The sequence below is a fragment of the Streptomyces phaeoluteigriseus genome (genome assembly GCF_001896135.2).
Classification (GTDB): Bacteria; Actinomycetota; Actinomycetes; order Streptomycetales; family Streptomycetaceae; genus Streptomyces; species Streptomyces phaeoluteigriseus.
In genome coordinates this window covers 828,024-847,799 of record NZ_MPOH02000015.1, presented here as the reverse complement: position 1 = coordinate 847,799, position 19,776 = coordinate 828,024, and the positions used below count along the sequence as shown (strand labels likewise).

Annotated in this window: 15 protein-coding genes and 3 pseudogenes; 9 read left to right on the top strand and 9 right to left on the bottom strand. The window is 72.2% G+C overall.

The annotated features are described in order from the left end of the window. Positions 1-44: 44 nt before the first annotated feature. Positions 45-1,010, top strand: a pseudogene (dapD, locus tag BM536_RS21770) (2,3,4,5-tetrahydropyridine-2,6-dicarboxylate N-succinyltransferase); the annotation flags it as partial. A 114-nt stretch (positions 1,011-1,124) separates the two neighbouring features. On the opposite strand, the gene dapA reads toward dapD, so the two are convergent. After that, on the bottom strand, positions 1,125-2,027 hold the full coding sequence (gene dapA / locus BM536_RS21765; protein WP_073496837.1) for a 4-hydroxy-tetrahydrodipicolinate synthase: 903 nt from the start codon (positions 2,025-2,027) through the stop codon (positions 1,125-1,127). Between the two features lie 164 nt (positions 2,028-2,191). Here dapA and BM536_RS21760 point away from each other — a divergent pair, with 164 nt between their 5' ends. The 3 genes and pseudogenes from BM536_RS21760 to BM536_RS21750 all read left to right on the top strand — a co-directional run. Then, positions 2,192-2,611 (top strand): phage holin family protein, encoded by a 420-nt coding sequence (locus BM536_RS21760; protein WP_073496835.1) that lies wholly within the window; start codon positions 2,192-2,194, stop codon positions 2,609-2,611. Beyond that, complete coding sequence (locus BM536_RS21755) at positions 2,608-3,033, top strand: DUF3618 domain-containing protein (protein ID WP_094103363.1); 426 nt, start codon at positions 2,608-2,610, stop codon at positions 3,031-3,033. Before BM536_RS21760 ends, BM536_RS21755 begins: the two co-directional genes overlap by 4 nt. Positions 3,034-3,272: 239 nt before the next feature. Beyond that, a pseudogene (locus BM536_RS21750) lies at positions 3,273-3,503 on the top strand (SRPBCC family protein); the annotation flags it as partial. 15 nt (positions 3,504-3,518) lie between these two features. On the opposite strand, the gene BM536_RS21745 reads toward BM536_RS21750, so the two are convergent. Then, positions 3,519-5,345: an endonuclease/exonuclease/phosphatase family protein gene (locus BM536_RS21745; protein WP_073496832.1), complete on the bottom strand. Its 1,827-nt coding sequence runs from the start codon at positions 5,343-5,345 to the stop codon at positions 3,519-3,521. A gap of 251 nt (positions 5,346-5,596) precedes the next feature. Here BM536_RS21745 and BM536_RS21740 point away from each other — a divergent pair, with 251 nt between their 5' ends. The 3 genes from BM536_RS21740 (at position 5,597) to BM536_RS21730 (ending at position 9,640) form a co-directional block, all read left to right on the top strand. After that, entirely contained in the window at positions 5,597-7,024 is a 1,428-nt protein-coding gene (locus tag BM536_RS21740; protein WP_094103513.1) for a hypothetical protein, read from the top strand. Positions 7,025-7,365: 341 nt separating this feature from the next. After that, positions 7,366-8,826: an alkaline phosphatase PhoX gene (locus BM536_RS21735; protein WP_073496830.1), complete on the top strand. Its 1,461-nt coding sequence runs from the start codon at positions 7,366-7,368 to the stop codon at positions 8,824-8,826. A gap of 241 nt (positions 8,827-9,067) precedes the next feature. Then, positions 9,068-9,640 (top strand): TetR/AcrR family transcriptional regulator, encoded by a 573-nt coding sequence (locus BM536_RS21730; protein ID WP_073496828.1) that lies wholly within the window; start codon positions 9,068-9,070, stop codon positions 9,638-9,640. 101 nt (positions 9,641-9,741) lie between these two features. Here BM536_RS21730 and BM536_RS21725 read toward each other — a convergent pair. The 7 genes and pseudogenes from BM536_RS21725 to BM536_RS21695 all read right to left on the bottom strand — a co-directional run bounded on the left by BM536_RS21725 (position 9,742) and on the right by BM536_RS21695 (position 17,266). Continuing rightward, positions 9,742-10,939, bottom strand: a pseudogene (locus BM536_RS21725) (TerD family protein). A gap of 170 nt (positions 10,940-11,109) precedes the next feature. After that, positions 11,110-12,099 (bottom strand): zinc-dependent alcohol dehydrogenase family protein, encoded by a 990-nt coding sequence (locus BM536_RS21720; protein WP_073496824.1) that lies wholly within the window; start codon positions 12,097-12,099, stop codon positions 11,110-11,112. After that, the gene (locus BM536_RS21715) at positions 12,096-12,938 is read right to left on the bottom strand and encodes a carbohydrate ABC transporter permease (protein ID WP_073496822.1); all 843 of its coding nucleotides are present in this window, start codon (positions 12,936-12,938) and stop codon (positions 12,096-12,098) included. The genes BM536_RS21720 and BM536_RS21715 overlap by 4 nt, the downstream gene beginning before the upstream one ends. After that, positions 12,935-13,873, bottom strand: a complete 939-nt coding sequence (locus BM536_RS21710) for a carbohydrate ABC transporter permease (protein WP_073496820.1) — start codon at positions 13,871-13,873, stop codon at positions 12,935-12,937. The genes BM536_RS21715 and BM536_RS21710 overlap by 4 nt, the downstream gene beginning before the upstream one ends. Then, positions 13,870-15,243: an ABC transporter substrate-binding protein gene (locus BM536_RS21705; protein ID WP_073496818.1), complete on the bottom strand. Its 1,374-nt coding sequence runs from the start codon at positions 15,241-15,243 to the stop codon at positions 13,870-13,872. Before BM536_RS21705 ends, BM536_RS21710 begins: the two co-directional genes overlap by 4 nt. A 191-nt stretch (positions 15,244-15,434) precedes the next feature. Continuing rightward, positions 15,435-16,250, bottom strand: coding sequence for a DeoR/GlpR family DNA-binding transcription regulator (locus tag BM536_RS21700; protein ID WP_073496816.1), 816 nt, complete (start codon positions 16,248-16,250; stop codon positions 15,435-15,437). A 206-nt stretch (positions 16,251-16,456) separates the two neighbouring features. Next, on the bottom strand, positions 16,457-17,266 hold the full coding sequence (locus BM536_RS21695) for an NAD-dependent epimerase/dehydratase family protein (RefSeq protein WP_094103362.1): 810 nt from the start codon (positions 17,264-17,266) through the stop codon (positions 16,457-16,459). 305 nt (positions 17,267-17,571) lie between these two features. Here BM536_RS21695 and BM536_RS21690 point away from each other — a divergent pair, with 305 nt between their 5' ends. Then, complete coding sequence (locus BM536_RS21690; RefSeq protein ID WP_073496813.1) at positions 17,572-18,513, top strand: 5-dehydro-4-deoxyglucarate dehydratase; 942 nt, start codon at positions 17,572-17,574, stop codon at positions 18,511-18,513. After that, positions 18,510-19,673 (top strand): hypothetical protein, encoded by a 1,164-nt coding sequence (locus tag BM536_RS21685; protein WP_094103361.1) that lies wholly within the window; start codon positions 18,510-18,512, stop codon positions 19,671-19,673. Before BM536_RS21690 ends, BM536_RS21685 begins: the two co-directional genes overlap by 4 nt. The last annotated feature ends 103 nt before the right edge of the window (positions 19,674-19,776 follow it).

Below are 19,776 nucleotides of genomic sequence, written 5' to 3'. Positions count from 1 at the left end.
GCCCCCGCCGGTTAGGTTTCCCTCCATGACCGACACGACTCGCGACCACCGGCGCCGCGGCCGCCGGCCTCGCCACCCTCGCCGCCGACGGCACCGTTCTCGACACCTGGTTCCCCGCCCCCCGGCTCACCGACGAGCCCGGCCCGTCCGGCACCGAGCGCCTGTCCGCCGAGAAGGCCGTGGAACTGCTCGGCGAGGGAGCGGCCAAGGCGATCGGCCCGGACGCCCGCCGGGGCGTCGAAGTGGTCGCGGTCCGCACGGTCATCAGCTCCCTCGACGACAAGCCGATCGACACGCACGACACGTACCTGCGCCTGCACCTGCTCTCCCACCGCCTGGTCAAGCCGCACGGCCAGAGCCTGGAGGGCGTCTTCGGCCTGCTCGCCAACGTCGCGTGGACGTCCCTCGGCCCGGTCGCCGTGGACGACATCGAGAAGGTCCGGCTGAACGCCCGCGCCGAGGGCCTGCACCTCCAGGTGACCTCGGTCGACAAGTTCCCGCGCATGACGGACTACGTGGCCCCGAAGGGCGTCCGCATCGCCGACGCCGACCGCGTCCGCCTGGGCGCGCACCTCGCCGAGGGCACGACGGTCATGCACGAGGGCTTCGTGAACTTCAACGCCGGCACGCTCGGCACCTCGATGGTCGAGGGCCGTATCTCCGCGGGCGTCGTCGTGGGCGACGGCTCGGACATCGGCGGCGGCGCCTCCACGATGGGCACGCTCTCCGGCGGCGGCAACGTGATCATCGCCATCGGCGAGCGCTGCCTGATCGGCGCCGAGGCCGGTGTAGGCATCGCTCTCGGCGACGAGTGCGTGGTGGAGGCCGGCCTCTACGTCACCGCCGGCACCCGTGTGACGATGCCGGACGGCCAGATCGTCAAGGCCCGCGAACTCTCCGGCGCCTCCAACATCCTGTTCCGCCGCAACTCGGTGACCGGCACGGTGGAGGCCCGCCCGAACAACGCGGTGTGGGGCGGCCTGAACGACGTCCTGCACAGCCACAACTGATCACGAGGCAGGACCGGGGCCCGTACCGCGGACAACTGCGGCACGGGCTTCGGCGTATTCCACGGAGGTCGTCCCCGACCGCCCTTATTGCCCTGCCGGGGGCCGGGGTCCGTACTACCCGGCCGCGCACGCCGAGTACGCCGCCAGCAGCCCGTCGGTCGTCTCGCGGTCGGCCGGCCGCAGCGGCGCACGGACCGGGCCGGCCGGCAGGCCCAGTGCGGCCAGCAGGGCCTTGGCGGTGACCGTGCCGGGCAGTCCCGACGCCATCATCGACTCGATGAGGCCCATGGCGCGTCGCTGGAGGAGCGCGGCCCCGCCCGTGTCACCGGCGTCGAAGGCGTCGAGGACGGCGCGGAGCCGGCGGGGGACGACGTTGGCGACGGTGCTGACGTACCCGGCCGCGCCGACCGCGTACAGCGCGAGGATCTGCTCGTCGCAGCCGGCGTAGTAGGCCAGGTCGGTGCGGGAGAGCACCTTCTGGGTGCCGAGGAGGTCGTAGGAGCAGTCCTTGACGCCGACGATCCGGGGATGGCCGGCCAGCCGGATCAGCGTCTCCGGCTCGATACGGGTGCCGGTGCGGCCGGGGATGTCGTACAGCAGCACCGGTAGCCCGGAAGCGTCGGCGACCTCGCGGAAGTGCGCCTCCAGGGCGTCCTGCGGCGGCCGGCTGTAGTACGGGCTGACCACCAGCACCCCGTCGGCGCCCGCCTTCTCGGCGGCGAGGGCGAGTTCGACGGTGTGCCGGGTGTCGGCGGTGCCCACGCCCGCGACCAGCGGGACCCGGTCCCCGACCGCCGACCGTACGGCTCGCACCAGTTCCGACTTCTCGGTGTCCGTGGTGGTGGGCGACTCGCCCGTCGTGCCGGACAGGACGAGCCCGTCGCAGCCCTCCGCGACCAGGTGGGCGGCGAGCCGCCGCGCCCCGTCGAGGTCGAGCGCGCCCGATTCGGTGAAGGGCGTGACCATCGCACAGAGCGCGCGGCCGAAGGGAGGGGCGGGGGAGGGTGCGTTCGTCATGGAAGCAGTCTCGGCACCAGTATCGTGAAGCTCCACTTAAATCTGCTACGAGGTACGGATAAGGGACGCTGAGACGTCACCGACGGTCGAGCCCTCCGCGCCGCACGGGTAGCCGTCGGCCGCGCGGGTACCCGGGGGGTCGGAACCGAGAGGAGGCGGAACACGTGACCGGGACCATGCAGACCCGGCCCGTCCACGACGGGCACCGTACGGTCGGAGAACTCGTCGGTCAGGCGAGCGAACAGCTCTCGCGGCTCGTCCGGCAGGAGATGGCACTCGCCAAGGAGGAGCTGGCGGAGAAGGGGCGGCGCGCGGGCCGCGGCGGAGGGATGCTCGGAGCAGCGGGCGCGTTCGCGTACGCCGGGCTGCTCGCTCTCGCCGGCACGGGCGTGGCCGCCCTCTCGCTGGTGCTGCCGGTCTGGGCCGCGGCGCTGATCGTGACGGCGGTGCTGTTCGTGATCGCCGCCGTGCTGGGCGTCACCGGCCGCAGTCAGCTGCGGCAGGCCACGCCACCCAGGCCCGAGGCGGCTCTGGACAGCGTCAAGGCGGACGTCGAGGAGATCAGGGAAAGGGCGCACCGATGACGGACAGGCCGACCGCGGACGGCGCAGCGGAGCTGCGCAAGCAGATTGCACGGACGAGGAGCCAGCTCGGCAGCACGGTCGAGGAGCTGGCGGCGAGGACGGACCTCCGAGGCCGGGCCAAGGCCCGAGCGGCCGACCTCAAGGACCGCGCCGGCGCGATGACGGTCCAGCTCCGCAGCTCGGCGGCCCAGGCCGGCCACACGGTCCAGGTGAGGGCGAAGGACGCCGGGCACGTCGTGCAGGAGAAGGCGGCCCACGCCGGGCACACGGCCCGCGCGGAGGGCACCGTCCCGGCGCCGCTGAGCGCACCGGTCGGGTACGTGAGGCGGCACCCGCGACCGGTGGTGATCGTGGCCGCGGCGGCGGCGCTGATCGTGGCCGCCGGAGCGGCGTTCGGCCGTCGCCGCGCCTCGCGCTGCTAGACGACAGCCCTCGGTCGCGCTCAATACTGGACGACAGTCGCGAGACGAACACCGAGAGACGCACCCCGCGAGACGCACCCGCGAGACGCACCCGCGAGACGCACCCGCGAGACGGCAGAGCTGGACCCGGCACCCCCACTGCGGGTGCCGGTCCTTCGCTTGCCCCTGCCAGGACACCCGCCCGCCCGTCCGCCGACGCCCCCTCCACCGAACACTCAATCCGTCTGGACAAAAAAGAGCGGGTGCGGGCCCACGGCCCCGAGGGGCGACTCGTGGACGCCGTACTGGACTTCCGCAATCCGTACTTCATCGGGCTGCGCACGGACGAGGCCCTCATCCGCTTCTTCGGGCGCAACCACTGGGGTGCGCCGGTCGGCATCAGCGTCCACGACTTCGCCCCGGACGCCGATGCCCAGGCCGACGAACTGGCCTGGCAGGGCTGGCTGGACGGGGTGTTCAGCCAGCCCTGAGCCGCGATCGCGCGGTTACGGCCTGAACCGCAGCACCTGCGGGTCGTGGTCGCTGATCTGGTCGTTGAACTCCGAGTTGACGTGCACGCTGTCGTACTCGAAGTCGCAGCCGCGGCGGATCGACGGGCTGATCAGGATCTGGTCGAGGACCTGGCTGTTGCCCTGGTAGACGTACGAGTAACGCTCGCTCCTGGGCAGCGACTTGACCGCCGACCACAGCTCGCCGTCACCCTCCAGGAGCTTCGTCGTCCCGGAGAACTCGAAGTCGTTGATGTCGCCGAGCGCGATGACGGCGGCGTTCTTCTGGGTGTCGAGGATGTCCTTGACAAAGGCGTTGACCAGCGTCGCCTGCTCGTGGCGCTGGGTCTCCGAGCTGCGCACGACCGGCTGGTACTGCGCGGTCAGTCCCTGGTCGCCGCCCTTGGAGTTGAAGTGGTTGGCGATCACGAAGACCGTGCGGCCACGGAAGACGAACTCGCCGACCAGCGGCTTGCGGCTGGACTTCCAGGCCGCGTTCGCCGGGTCGATCCGGCCGGGGGAGACGGTCAGGGCCGCCTTGCCGCGCACCTCGGTGACACCGGCCGCGGTCGTGGCGTCCCCGCCCGCGCGGTCGGTGAAGGAGACGCGCTCCGGGTTGAACAGGAACACCTGGCGGATGTTCCCGCCCGGCTCACCGCCGTCGGTGTTGTTCGCCGGGTCGATCGAGCGCCAGTCGTAGCGGGGACCGCCCGCCGCGACGATCGCGTCGATCAGCTTGGCCACCGTCAGGCCGGCGGTGACCGTGCCGTCGTTCGTCGCACCGTTGTCGTCCTGGATCTCCTCCAGGGACACGACGTCGGGCGACTGGAGGTTGTTCACGATCGCGGCGGCGTGCGCGGCGAACGTGGCGTCGGACGGGTCGAGGTTCTCGACGTTGTACGTCGCGACCGCCAGTTCGCCGTTCTTCTGCTTCTGCGTCGTCTCCCGCTCCACACCGGCGCTCTTGAGCGTGCCGATCCGGTTGGCGACGACGGTGTAACCGCCGAACTGGTTGTAGTCCAGCGGGCCCGCCGTGGTGCCGGTCAGCTTGTCGCCGACGTTCGCCGCCGGGAAGTCGGCGACCGCGCCGAGCGACTGGATCTGGAGCCGACCGGTGTTCTGGGCGTCGTAGGAGCCGTAGACCGTGCCGCCGCGGCGGTTGCGGTTCTCCCACGGCTTCACCGTGACCCACAGCTCGGCGTACGGGTCGGTGGCGCCGACCACGCGGACGTCGGCGACCTGGACGTTCATGCCCTCCAGGGACTCGTAGTAGTCCAGGGCGTAGGTGCCGGGCCGCAGGGTGAGGGCGTTGACCGAGTTGTTCGCGGCGGGGTCGCCGGCCGGGGCGTAGGCCGCCGGCACCGACCGGGCGTCGACGACCGTCGCGGCCGGGACCGCGTTGCCGTTGGAGACCACGGCCACCGTCGGGCGGACGATCTCCGTCAGGGCCTGGTTGCCGGACGAGGTGCCGCCCGGGACGTACTCGGAGATCGTGCCGGAGACGGTGACGGCGTCACCGACGGCGACCTTCGGGACCGAGCTGGTGAAGACGAAGACGCCCTCACTGGTGGCCGGGTCGGCGTCCGGGTTCGGATCCTGGATCCAGAAACCCCTGGACGAGCCGTAGGTGCGCACGCCGGTGACGATTCCGGTCACGTCCGTGACCTGCTTGCCGGCGTACGGCGAGATGCGGGTGGTGCCCTGGATGTCGTGGATGCGCACCGAGTCCGCGTGCGCGGGCGAGGCGACGACGACGGCCGACGCGGCCGAGCAGACGGCGGCGACGGTGAGCGCGGCGAGCCGCGCGGAAGACCTGCTAGGCAAGGGGTTCCCTCCGGGGACGTACATGAGCGCCGGGACGAGGGTGAGACGTGGGGCGCGGATGACGCGCGTAGAAACCAGTGAACACCTGTCCCCCCAACTTCTACGCGCGTCAATCTCCTGCCTGGCCAGCCCAGTTGTCAAGGTTTGAGCCATGTACGAGACCTGACCGGGAGATGAACCGGACGGCATGGGCGCAAACCCGTCTAGGCTGGGTGACCGAGTGGCACCACGCGTCCGAGGAGAACAGGCCGATGTCAGACAGCTCCCCCCTGCCGCCGGTGCGGCTGCACCCCGAAGCGGAGCTGGCGCGCGACGCGCTGTCCACGCCGTTGCTCTCCCGGGCCGCCCGCCTCGCCCGCTGGGCCGGACCCGACACCCGCGTCGACGCGGGCGGCGGACTCGTCCACGAGCAGCTGCCGGCCGCGGCCGAACTGCTCGGGCTCACCGGCGACGACGCCGCCGCCCACGCCGCCGAGGCCTGGCGGGTGGCCGTGGACACCGGGCTCGTCGAGGTCACCGACGAGGAGGCCGGCACCGTCGCCGCGGGCGAGGACCTGCCCCTGCTCACCGGCGGCTCCCCGCACGACATCCTCACCGTCTGGCTCGCCGCCCTGGAGGCCGTCCTCGCCGACGCGACCGTGCCCGACCTCGACGACCTGGCCGAGGCCATGGACGAGAGCGGCGAGATCGACTTCTCCCGGCTGGACTGGGACCCCGAGAGCGAGGCCGCCTTCCTCGACGGCGTGCTCGGCAACCTCTACCTGCTCACCGTCACCGAGGACGGCCCCGGCGACGGCCCCGTCCCGCTGCCCGCCCTCGCCGCCTCCATGATCGTCCCCGGCGACCTGGGCGAGCCCACCAACGACATGCTGGAGCAGATCTCCGACGCGATGATGCGTCTCGACGACCAGTTCCGGCTCCTGGAGCCGATCGGGCTGGTCGCCTACCAGCCCGTCGACGAGGCCCTCATGGGCGACCCCGAGGAGGAGCCCGCCGCCCCCCTCGACGAGACCGACGTCTCCCGCTACGGCATGGTCCGCCTCACCCCGCTCGGCCTCTACGGGCTCCGCGCCCGCCTTCTGGAGGCCGGCTTCGGCGCACCCGCCGTCGGCGACCTCGTCGACAAGGGCGCCGACGCCCTCCTCGACGGCAGCTCCGGGTACGGACCGCTCGCCGCTCGCGCCGAGACCCAACAATGGCTGGACCGGCGCGAACCCCTCGCCGCTGCCCAGGAGCTGCTCGCCGCCGCCCGCGGCTCCGACGAGGGCGCGCCGCTGCGCCGGCTGCGCTGCCAGCAGGCCCTGTCCCTCGTCGGCGCACAGGCCGAACCCGCCGTACGGGACGTCCTCGACGACCCCGAACTCGGCGGGCTCGCCCGGGTGTGGCTGAGCGAGTTGGGCGCCGCCGACGTACCGCCGCCCTCCGCGGACCTCGTCTACTGGCTCACCATCGACACCCTCGCCGCCCAACTGGCCGCCGAGGGCAACTCCGAGGAACTCCAGACCCTCCTCGAGGGACTCGCGCAGCAGCACAGCGGCTTCTTCGCGGCGGCCTGGCGGGTCGGCCACCCGGCCACCGCCGACGTCCTGGAGGCCATGGGACGTCTGCACCCGGACAAGCGGATCGCCAAGGAGGCCCGCAAGGCGGCGTTCAAGGCGCGCTCGCAGCAGGGGGGATGAGCCCGGAGAGCCGGGCGGCCGGGTGCGGGCCGGGTGAGCGGGCCCGCGCGCCTCTCGCGTCCGTGGCGCCGGCCCTGGGGTGTGGTTTCCGGGCGCCTGACGGGGCGCCCCCTGCGTTCAGTCGCAGCAGGGAGGGATGAGAGCGGAGAGCCGGGCGGCTGGGTGCGGGCCGGGTGAGCGGGCCCGCGCGCCCCTCGCGTCCGCGGCGCCGGCCCGGGGGTGTAGTTTCCCGGGCGCCTGACCAGGCGCCGCCCTGCGTTCAGCCGGTGTTCAGGGGCGAGGGAGACGGTTGCGCCGACGTCCGCCACCCTCCACGGCACACCAGCGTCTCAGGAGACAACATGTCGCTCACCCGCAGGGACTTCGCCAGGAAATCCGCGGTAACCGGTGCCGGTGTCGCGCTGGCGGGCAGCGTCGGCGCGCTCGCCAGCGCGCCGAACGCCCTCGCGTCCACGGACACCGAGACGGCGGACACCGGCAGCGAGGGCAAGGACTCGGCGGCCCACGGCGGAGTCGGCTACGGGCCGCTCCTCCCCGACCCGGACGGCATCCTCGCGCTGCCCGCCGGCTTCGACTACCGGATCATCACCTACAGCGGCAGGACCAAGCTGGAGTCGGGCGAACCCACGCCGTCCAACCACGACGGCACGGCCGCCTTCGAGGGCCCGCGCGGCACCACCCTCCTCGTCAACAACCACGAGCTGAAGGGCCCGCGCGCCAACTGGACGCACCCGGTGCCGCTCACCGAGGGCCTCGTCTACGACCCGGCCGCCTCGGGCGGCTGCACGGTCGTCGAGGTCCGCCCCGGCGGCCAGGTCGCCGAATGGGTCGGTATCGCCGGCACCTCCACCAACTGCGCGGGCGGCAGCACCCCGTGGGGCACCTGGCTGACCTGCGAGGAGAACTCAGACCGGGCCGGGGTCAACGGTATGACCAAGGACCACGGCTACGTCTTCGAGGTCGACCCCCGCGACCGGCGCGCCAACCGGGACCCCAAGCCCCTGAAGTTCTTCGGCCGTTACGACCACGAGGCCGTCGTCATCGACCCCAAGCGCGGCCACGCCTACCTCACCGAGGACGCCTCCAACCCCAACGGCCTGTTCTTCCGCTGGACCCCGCCGCGCGGCTTCGAGCACGGCCGCGGCAGGTTCCGCACCCTCGCCGACGACGCCGGCGTCCTCCAGGCCCCCAAGTGCTTCGACTCCGGCGGCCAGTTCGTCGACGACCTCTCCCGCGCCACGAAGACCGGCACGGTGTACGGCGTCGACTGGGTGGACGTCCCCGACCGCGACGCCGGGTCGGTCGCCGTGCGCAAGCAGTTCGCCGCCGGCGAGGTCACCCGCGCCCGCAAGCTGGAGGGCATGTGGTGGGGTGACGGCGGCGCGTACCTCGTCTCCTCGTACGCCCGCGCCGAGAGCCCCCTCCAGCACGACGGCCAGGTCTGGTTCTACGACCCCAAGCGCCGCACCCTCACCCTGAAGGTGCTCCTCGGCGTCAACCCCGACCCGTCGGCCGACGGAGCCTACGACGGCCCCGACAACATCACCGTCTCCCCCTACGGCGGTCTGGTCCTCGCCGAGGACGGCGAGGGCGTCTCCCACCTGTTCGGTGCCACCGACAGCGGCCGTACCTACCCGATCGCCCGCAACGACCTGAACGTCGGCACCGAGGAGGAGCCCGAGTACAGCGAGTTCGCCGGCGTCACCTTCTCCCCCGACGGCAGGACCCTGTTCGCCAACATCCAGGACCCCGGCATCCTGCTGGCGATCACGGGGCCGTGGAAGCGGCAGAAGCGCGCCTGATCGGCCGGCTCTACGCCCACCTGGGCGGCCAGCCGGCGCTCAACGCGTACAGCGCGCTGTTCTGACACGGCCGTGTTCGGGTACGGCCGTGTTCCGGGACGGCCGTGTTCCGGTACGGCCGTGTTCGGGTACGGCCGTGTTCTGCCGCCGCCGTCCGCAGCGTGGACCGCCGCCGTCCGACCGCGTCGGGATCGTCCTCGCTAAAGTACGGAGAGAGCCCCGGTGCGCGAGGAGTAACTGGATGACGCGGGTCAAGCCCATGCGTGCGGACGCTCGCCGCAACTACGAGCGGTTGCTGAAGGCGGCGGCGGAGGCCTTCGCCGAGCACGGGGAGGGCGCGTCCCTCGACGACATCGCCAAGCGGGCGGGGGTCGGCTCCGGCACGCTGTACCGGCACTTCCCCACCCGGCAGGCGCTGCTGGAGGCGGCGTACGTCGACCGGATCGAGGCGTTCGCCGTGCGCGCCGAGGTGCTCGCCGCACGGCTGCCGCCGGGTGAGGCGCTGGTGGAGTGGCTGAACGAGCTGTGCGTCGGCACGATCCAGGTGCGCGGCATGAAGGCACTGATGGGGTCCGCCGTCACTGACGGCAGTCTCGCCGCGGTCACCGCCTGCGGTACGACCGTGCAGGGCGCGGCGGCCAGGCTGGTGGAGGCGGCGCAGCGGGAGGGGACCCTGCGCGCGGACGTCGAGCCCGTCGAGGTGCTGCGGCTGGCGCACGGGGTGTCGACGGCGGCGGAGCTGGCCAACGGGGACGGCAGCAGCATCCGCCGGTACGTGTCGCTGCTGACGGAGGGACTCGGCCCCGCGCGGTGACCGAGAGCGGTGAGCCGTGGTGGTTAGCGGTGACGGTCGGCGGTGGGCGCCCCTGCCGGAGGGCGCCGCGCGCGTCGTCGGGGGCCGGGCCGGCCCGGAGGTCAGAGCGACTGTGCCGCCGGCTTCACCATGTTCCGGACCGTGCGGGCCTTCACGAAGTCGCCCATGGCCGTCATGTCCCACTCGCCGGTGAACTGGCGGATCAGCTTGGCCATCATCACGCCCGTCTGCGGCTCGGCGCTGGTCAGGTCGAAGCGGACCAGTTCCTCCCCGGTCGCGGCGTCCAGGAGCCGGCAGTAGGCCTTGGCGACCTCGGTGAACTTCTGGCCCGAGAAGGAGTTGACCGTGAAGACCAGGCCCGTGACCTCCTGCGGGAGACGGCCCAGGTCGACGGTGATCACCTCGTCGTCGCCACCGCCCTCACCGGTGAGGTTGTCGCCGGAGTGCTTGATCGCGCCGTTGACGATGGACAGCTTGCCGAAGTAGCAGCTGTCGATGTGGTTGCGCTGAGGGCCGTACGCGATGACCGAGGCGTCCAGGTCGATGTCCTTGCCGCGGTACGCCGGCTCCCAGCCGAGGCCCATCTTGACCTGCGAGAGCAGCGGGCTGCCGCCCTTCACCAGGGAGACCGTCTGGTTCTTCTGGAGGCTGACCCGGCCCTTGTCCAGGTTGACCTTCCCGGCGCCGGGGGCGGGCGGTGCCGGGGGAGCGGGCGGGGCGGCCATCGGCGAGGCGGGCGGGGTGACCGGAGGCTGCGTCGTGGGCCGGGGGCGGGGCGACCGGCTGGGCCGGGGCTGCCGCCGCGGGCTCCTCCACCGAGACGCCGAAGTCGGTGGCGATGCCGGCCAGACCGTTGGCGTAGCCCTGGCCGACCGCTCGGGCCTTCCAGACGCCGTTGCGCAGGTAGATCTCCACGACCACCAGGGCCGTCTCGGCGCCCAGCCGCGGGGGCGTGAACGTGGCCAGGACGCTGTTGTCGTCGGCGCCGCGGATCGTGGCCGTCGGTTCGACGCCCTGGAAGGTCTGGCCTGCCGCGTCCGGGCTCGCGGTGACGACGATCTTCTCGATGCCCGGGGGCAGCGCGGAGGTGTCGACGATGATCGCGTCCGGGGCTGTGCCGGCGCCGGAGCGGTAGGTCACGCCGGGGCCGGTCGGCTGGTTGTAGAAGATGAAGTCGTCGTCGGAGCGCACCTTGCCGTCGGCGGTGAGCAGCAGGCCCGAAACGTCGAGGCGCACGGGGGCGGCGACGTCCACCGCCACGCGGGCGACGGGGAGAGGGATGTTCGAGCCGGGGGTCATAGCTGTCATGTCGGGTGAACGAGCGAGGCCGTTTTGCCGTTCCCTTACTTTCGCCATTCGGGTGGGGCGGGGGAGAGAAGGGGAGCGGGTGTGCCCCCGGACGGGCGAGAGGAGGGGAGCGGGTGCGCCCCCGGACCGGCGGGACATCCGGCCGGCGTTCGGGTCATGGCCTACGGCACCACCACGATCTTGCGGCCCACGCCCGCGGCGAACTGGTCCAGGGCCTCGGGGTAGCGGGTCAGGGGAAGGCGGTCGCTGATGAGGATCTCGGGGTCGAGGACACCGTTCGCGAACAGTTCCGCCGCACGTTCGAAGCTGTGGAGGACGGCCATCGAGCCCGTGATGGTGATCTCCTGGTTGTAGATGCGGTACGGGTCGATGCTGACCCGCGTCGCGTAGTCGGCCACGCCGAACTGGAGGAACGTACCGGCCTTGGCGACCCGCTCCAGTCCGTCCTGGATCGCCGCCGCGTTGCCGGTCGCGTCCACGACCACGTCCCAGCCCCGGGGCCGTTCCAGCTCGTCCGCGTCGACCGCCGACGCCGAGACGCCGAGCCGGCGGGCGGTCTCCAGCCGGGCCGGGTTCACGTCGACCACGTCCACGCTCGCCGCGCCCGTGCGTTTGGCCAGCTCCAGCATCATCAGGCCCATCGTCCCGGAGCCGTAGATCAGCACGTGCGCGCCCAGCCGGGAGCGCAGGACGTCGTAGCCGCGCACGGCGCACGACAGGGGTTCCACCAGGGCCGCGTCCTCGGTGCGGACGTGTTCGGGCAGCTTGACGCAGTTCGCCACCGGCGCGACCGCGTACTGGGCCGCGCCGCCGGCCGTCGTCACGCCGATCGCCGCCCAGCGCTCGCAGAGGTTGTTGTGGCCGGTACGGCAGTAGCGGCACTCGTGGCAGTACAGGGACGGGTCCACGGCCACCCGGTCGCCCACCGTCACCTCGGTGACCTGGGTGCCGGTCCCGACCACCGTGCCCGCGAACTCGTGGCCCGGCACGATCGGCAGCTCGGGGGCGAACTCGCCCTGGAGGATGTGCAGATCGGTGCCGCACAGTCCGCAGGCGGCGACCTCGACGACGACCTCGCGGGGACCGGGCGTCGGGTCCGGGACCTCGGTGACGACGGCGCGGCCCACGGACTCGATGACGGCGGCCTTCATTTCACGGCTCCCAACGACAGGCCCTGGACCAGTTTGTCCTGGGCGGCGAACCCCGCGGCGAGCACCGGCAGGGAGATGACGAGCGACGCTGCGCACACCTTCGCCAGGAACAGGCCCTGGCTGGTGATGAAGCCGGTCAGGAAGACGGGGGCGGTCTCGGCGACGACCCCGGTGAGGACCCGGGCGAACAGCAGCTCGTTCCAGCTGAAGATGAAGCAGATCAGGGCCGTCGCGGCGATTCCGGGAAGGGCGATCGGGGCCACCACGCGCGCGAGGATCGTCGGCAGCCGCGCCCCGTCCACCCGTGCCGCCTCGATGATCGCCACCGGCACCTCGGAGAGGAAGGACTGCATCATCCACACCGCGATCGGCAGGTTCATGGAGGTGTAGAGGATGACCAGGAGCCAGATGTTGTCGAGCATCCCCGTGTTCCTGGCGAACAGGTAGATGGGCAGCAGGCCCGCGACCACCGGCAGCATCTTCGTCGACAGGAAGAAGAACAGGACGTCCGTCCACTTCTTCACCGGGCGGATCGACAGCGCGTACGCAGCCGGGAGGGCGAGCAGCAGGACGAACAGGGTCGAGACGACCGACGCCACCGTCGAGTTGACCAGCGCCGGCCACGGGCTCGCGCCGCCGCCCGTGCCGAAGAACTCGCGGTAGCCGTCCAGGGTCAGGGCGGCGGTGAAGGAGGGCGGGTTGGTCGCCGCGTCCTGCTCCGAGTGGAAGGAGGTCAGCGCCATCCACGCGAGGGGCAGGAAGAAGACGATCCCGGCCAGCCAGGCCAGCAGGCCGAGACCGGCGCCCTTGCGGCGGGCCGGTACGGTCGATGCGCTCATGCGCGCGACACCTCCTCGCGGAACAGGGACGACACCACGCGCAGGGCGAAGGTGGCGATGACGATCGAGCCGATGACCACCAGGACGCCCGCGGCCGAGGCGAGGCCGTTCTCGTGGGCCTGGTAGAAGCTCTGGTAGACGGTGTAGGGCAGGTTGGCGGTGCCCAGACCGCCGGACGTGATCGTGAAGACGGCGTCGAAGTTCTGCACGATGTAGATCGAGCCGAGCAGGGCGCCCAGTTCGAGGTAGCGGCGCAGGTGCGGGAGCGTCAGGTAGCGGAAGATCTGCCAGTCGCTCGCGCCGTCCACGCGCGCGGCCTCCATCTGCTGCTGGTCCCGGCTCTGGAGGCCGGCGAGCAGGATCAGCATCATGAACGGCGTCCACTGCCACACCAGCGAGGCCTCGATCGCGAGCAGCGGGGTGCTGGAGATCCAGTCCGGCTGCGGGCCGCCGACGTAGTGCAACAGGCCGTTCAGCAGCCCGTACTCGGGGTTGTAGAGGACGTGCTTCCACAGCAGTGCGGCCGCGACCGGGACGACCAGGAAGGGCGCGATGAGGAGGGTGCGCACCACGCCCCGGCCGCGGAACCTGCGGTCCAGGAGCAGGGCGAGGGCCAGGCCCAGGACCAGGCTGGCCAGGACCACGGCGACCGTCAGCAGGACCGTCGTCCACACGGAGTGGCGCAGGTCGGAGTCGGTGAGCACCTGCTGGTAGTTGTCGAGGCCGGTGAAGCTGCGGGCGTCGGGGTAGAGGGCGTTCCAGTCGAAGAAGGAGATCACCAGCGTGGCCACGAACGGCAGCTGGGTCACGGCGATCATGAAGATCAGGGCGGGCAGCAGCGGGGCGCGGGTGGCCCAGGCGCGCAGCCGGGCGGAGGGCTGACGCCGGGTCGGTACGGGAGTGGTGGCCAGGGGGGCCGTCGTCGTGGCGGTCATCGTCCCTCGTACTCCTCGGAGATGCGCTCGGCGAGCCGTTGGGCCTTCTTCAGGGCCGACTCGACGGACTGGCGTCCGGCGATGGCCGCGCTGATCTCCTGGGAGACCTTGGTGCCGAGGTCCGTGAACTCGGGGATGCCGACGAACTGGATGCCGGGCGCGGGCCGCGGCTGCACGCCGGGGTCGTGGGGACGGGCGCCCTCGATGGCCTCCTTCGTCCGCTCCTGGAAGGCGGACGCCTCGGCGCGGTAGGCGGCGTTGGCGTAGGTCGAGGCGCGCTTGCCGGCGGGGACGTTCGACCAGCCGATCTCCTCGCCGACCAGTTGCTCGTACTCCTTGCCGGAGGCCCAGGAGACGAACTGCCAGGCCTTGTCGGTGTTGCGGGAGGCCTTCTGGATGCCCCAGGCCCAGGTGTAGAGCCAGCCGGAGGTCCGGGTCCGCTCCACGGGGGCGGGGGCGTAGCCCATGTCCCCCTTGACCGGGGAGTTCGCCGCCTCCAGGGAACCGGCGGCGGAGGTGGCGTCGTACCACATGGCGGCCTTGCCCTGGGTCATGTTGTTGAGGCACTCGGCGAAACCGGACTGGGCGGCGCCGGACTCGCCGTGCTCGCGGACCAGGTCGACGTAGAACTTCACCGCCTTCCCGAACTCGGGGGAGTCGAGGCGTGCCTTCCAGTCCTGGTCGAACCAGGTGCCGCCGAAGGTGTTCACGACGGTGGTGAGCGGTGCCATGACCTCGCCCCAGCCGGGCAGTCCGCGCAGACAGATGCCCTTCATGCCGGGCTCGGCCCCGTCGGCCTTCGCGGCCAGTTCGGCCACCTGGGTCCAGGTGGGGCGCTCGGGCATCGTCAGGCCGGCCTTGGCGAAGACGTCCTTGCGGTACATCAGGAAGGAGGACTCGCCGTAGAAGGGCTGGCCGTAGCGCCTGCCGTCGTCGGCGGTGAGGGACTCGCGCATCGGGGCGAGGATGTCCCGCTCGTCGTAGCCGGGGTCCTCGGCGACGTAGGAGTCCATCTCGTGCAGCCAGCCGTTGCGGGCGTAGATCGGTATCTCGTAGTTGGACAGGGTCGCCACGTCGTACTGGCCCGCCTGGTTGGCGAAGTCCTGGCTGATCTTGTCGCGGACGTCGTTCTCCGGCAGGACGGTGAAGTTGACCTTGATGCCGGTGTCCTTGGTGAAGTGGGCGGCGGTGAGTTTCTGCAGATCGGTCATCTGCGGGTTGTTGACCATGAGGACGTTGAGGGAATCGCCGCCTGATCCGGCCCCGCCGGCCCCGGTCCAGCAGCCGGAGAGCAGCGGGGCGAGCAGCGTCCCTGCGGCGGCCAGGGCGAGCGTGGCTCGCGGGGGCCGCCGTCGGCTCGGGGTTCGCATGGATCACTCCTGGACGTATGGGGAGACGTGTGGGGAGACGAAGGCGTGAGGGGGTAGGGGGATGTCGTTGTGGGGGTAGGGGTGGGTCGGTTTTCTGGACGCGCACTTCCTTTGGTGCGTTGGCTTTCCGGACGCGCACTCCCGTGGTGCGTCGGCTTTCCGGACGCGCCCTCTCGCGGCGCGTGGGATCTTCAGACGCGGATGACCTGCGGACCCAGCAGGGAGTAGCGGTGGGCCTCGGGGGCCGGCAGCAGGGTGCTCGTCACGATCGCCTCCAGCGTGCCGACCTCGGCGAACCGGCAGAAGCTGACCGCGCCGAACTTGGTGTGCACGCCGACGAAGACCGTGCGGCGCGCGGCCCGCACCGCCTGTGCCTTGACCTCGCCGACAGCCGGGTCGGGGGTGGTCAGGCCGTGTTCCCGGGAGATGCCGTTGGCGCCGATGTAGGCGAGGTCGACGACGAAGCCGGCGAGCATCTTGGTCGTCCAGTGGTCCACCGTCGCCAGGGTGCCGGCCCGGACCCGGCCGCCCAGCAGCAGGACGGACACGGTGCCGGTCTCCGCGAGGGCGCCCGCGACCGGCAGGGACGCGGTGACCACGGTCAGCGGCCGGTCGCGGGGCAGTGCCTCGGCGATGAGCTGCGGGGTGAAGCCCTCGTCGACGAAGACCGTCTCGGCGTCCCCGAGGAGTCCGGCCGCCGCGGTGGCGATCCGCCGCTTCTCGGGCACGTGACTGGTGGCGCGGAAGGCGAGGGTCGTCTCGAAACCGGCGCTCTCCACGGGATACGCGCCGCCGTGCGTGCGGCGCACCAGGCCGTGGTCCTCCAGGGCGCGCAGATCCCGCCGCACGGTCTCCTTGGCCACGCCCAGTTCGATGGCGAGCGCGGCGACGTCGACCGAGCCGGTGGCGCGCGCGGCCCGCACGATCTCCCGCTGGCGCTCCTCCGCCGTCCTCGGGGTCAATGCCGTCACCTCGCTTCCTGCCCGTTCGGGCCCGGTGGGGCCCATGGGGGAAGTTCTACAGCGGGGTACGGGTGGTGACCAGGCCTGTCGCGGGCCCGATACGGTCCGTCTGTGCCCGTTCTCCGCGGGCGGTGCCCGCCGCGGACCTGCACGGCTGCGGCGCCGGGCGGTGGATCGGGCAGCACGGATGCCCGTACACGGCGGCGGGCGGGCCCGTTCGGTCGCCGCCGCCGCGTGATGCTCTCGTGGTGTCAGTACGGCCAGATCGGCGGGTCGCTGACGAAGTGGCCGCCGAGGTGGGCGTGCGCGATGTTCCCGGGGTCCAGCTCGCCCTGCTCGGCGATCAGCTTCTCGGCCCACGGCTCGGAGTCGTCCTCCGGCTCGTAGCCGAGCGCCCGCGCGCTGGTCAGGTCCCACCACAGCCGGGTGTTGGCGGAGGAACCGTGGACGACGGTGTGGCCGACGTCCTCGGCGGTCAGGGCCGCGTGGAAGAGGCGGGCGCCGTCGGCGGGGCTCATCCACACCGACAGCATCCGCACGCTGGTGGGCTCCGGGAAGCAGGAGCCGATACGCACCGACACGCTCTCCAGGCCGTGCTTGTCCCAGTAGAACTGGGCGAGATCCTCGCCGAAGGCCTTGGACAGGCCGTAGAAGGTGTCCGGGCGGTGCGGGGTCTCGACGGGGATGAGGGGGTCGTCGCCCTGGGGGCGGGGGGTGAAGCCCACCGCGTGGTTGGAGGACGCGAAGACGATGCGCCGCACGCCTTCCTCGCGGGCGGCCTCGTACAGGTGGTGGGTGCCGACGATGTTGGCGCCGAGGATCTTCTCGAAGGGGGCTTCCAGGGAGATGCCCGCCAGGTGGATGATCGCGTCGACGCCCCGTACGGCCTCGCGCACGGCGTCCCGGTCGGCGAGGTCCGCGACGATCGCGTCCGGCTCGCCCTCGATCGGGCGCAGGTCCAGCAGGCGCAGCTCGTAGCCGTACGCGGGGAGCAGTTCCCGCATCAGGGTGCCGAGGCCTCCGGCGGCGCCGGTCAGTAGGACGGTGCGCGGAGCGGGCATCCTCGGGTCTCCTTGGTCGTCGGGGGCGACGGGTCAACGGGTGCGACGGGGGGCGGCGGGTGCGACCGGCGCGCCGGCCGCGGTGGGCGAGTGGCCCGGTGGCCGTATGCGTGGACGTTATTCACATGCGTGGACACGCTAAGGATCTCCCGCCCGCCGCGTCAAGTCTCTCGCGGAGCCGGCGAATCCGCCCCCGTCTGGTGGTTTGTGCGCTTGACCGGGGCTTGGAGGCCTTCATAGGGTGAGTTCGTTCATAGATGTGGACATCAGTCAGAGGAACGCACGCGTCGTCCTAGGGAGAGCCCGTGACGCCAGCCCCGCTCGCCGAACGTCTGCGCGTCCCCACCGGACCGCTGTTCTTCCCCGTCACCGCCTACGGCCTCGACGGCTCCCTCGACCTCGACGCCTTCCGCGCGCACATCCGCCGCGGGATCGAGGCCGGGGCGGCGGCGGTCTTCGCCTGCTGCGGCACCGGTGAGTTCCACGCGCTCACCCCCGAGGAGTTCGAGACGTGCGTGCGCGCGGCGGTGGACGAGACGGCCGGACGCGTGCCCGTCGTCGCGGGCACCGGCTACGGGACCGCGCTCGCCGTGCGTTACGCGCGCCTCGCGCACGCCGCCGGCGCGGACGGGCTGCTCGCGATGCCGCCGTACCTGGTGATCGCCGGCCAGGAGGGGCTGCTGCGGCACTACCAGGAGGTGGCCGGCGCGACCCCGCTCCCGGTGATCGTCTACCAGCGCGACAACGCCGTCTTCACCCCCGACACGGTCGCCGGACTGGCCCGCACGGACGGGATCATCGGGCTCAAGGACGGGCTCGGCGACCTCGACCTCATGCAGCGCATCGTCAGCGCCGTCCGCACCGAGGCCCCCGGCGACTTCCTCTACTTCAACGGACTGCCGACCGCGGAGCAGACCCAGCTCGCCTACGCCGCCATCGGCGTCACCCTCTACTCGTCCGCCGTGTTCTGCTTCGCCCCCGAGATCGCCCTCGCCTTCCACCGGGCGCTCGCCACCGGCGACGAGGACACCGCGCACCGTCTGCTCGACGGCTTCTACCGCCCCTTCGTCGAACTGCGCGCGCAGGGGCGCGGCTACGCGGTCTCCCTCGTCAAGGCGGGCGTGCGGCTGCGCGGCCTCGACGTGGGCGAGGTGCGGCCCCCGCTGCACGAACCGGGCGAGGACCATGTCAAGCAGCTCGCGCAGCTGGTCGAGCGCGGGTACGCGCTGCTGGAGGAGGGCGAGTGAAGGCGTCGGCGTTCGTCTACCCCTGGGACGTCAACGGCGACCCGCGGGCCCCGGGCCGCATCGCCGCCCTCGGCGTCGGGCAGGTCACCCTGGCCGCCGCCTACCACTCCACCCGCGCCCTCACCCCGCGCCACCCCCGCCACCGCATCGTGACCGCCGAACACGCGGCCGTGCTGTACCCGGTGGACAGCCGCTGGGACGGCCGCGCCCTGCGCCCCCACCCGGCCGGCGACTGGGCCCCCGGCGACGCCTACGGCGAGGCCGCCGCCGCGCTCGCGGAGGCGGGTCTGGAGGTGCACAGCTGGGTCGTCCTCGCGCACAACTCCCGCCTGGGCGCCGAGCACCCGGACACCTCCGTCGTCAACGCGTACGGCGACCGCTACCCGTGGGCCCCGTGCATCGCCCAGCCCGCCACGCGCGCGTACCTCGTCGACCTGGCCGCCGAGGCCGCCGTACGGCCCGGCACGGCCGGCACCGAACTGGAGTCCCTCGGCTGGTACGGCCTCCAGCATCTGCACGCCCACGACAAGACCGGCGGGGTCGGCCTCGGTGAGGCCGGGCAGTACCTCATGTCGCTCTGCTTCTGCCCCGCCTGCCGCGCCGGGTACGGCGAGCGGGGCCTGGACGCCGACGGCCTTGCGGCGGCCGTACGGACCGCACTGGAACCGGTGTGGCAGGGGCTGCCGGACGACGGGGGCTGGGCCGGAGTGGAGAAGCTGCTCGGCACGGAGCCGGCGGCGGCCACGCGCGCGTGGCGGGACGCGACCGCCCGCTCGCTCCAGGAGGAGGCCGTCGCGGCCGTCCGCGCGGCGGCGCCCGAGGGCTTCCAGGTGCTGCTGCACGCCGACCCGGTGTCGTTCCACGTGGGCGCCAACCCGGGTGTCGACCCCGCGCACATCCTGTCCGTCGCCGACGGTGTGGTCGTCCCCTGCGCGGGCGGACCCGCCCTCCTGACACCCTTCGCCGCACAGCGCCGCCCATCCGCCGTGATCGCCGCCAACCTCACCGTCGTCTCCGGCATGGGCGGCAGCCCCGGCACGCTCGCCGCGGACGCGGCACGCGCGCGTGAACTGGGCGCCACGGAGATCCGGCTCTACCATGCCGGACTGGCATCGGACGGCGATCTGGAGGACGTCCGCGAGGGGCTCGGCGCGGTCTGAGCCGACACGGCCGGCCGCGGAGCCGTTCGGGACCGCGGCGAAGTCGCCGCCCGTCCCGCGATGAGTTCGTGCCGCCCCACCGGTCTCTCCTTCAGACACCCAC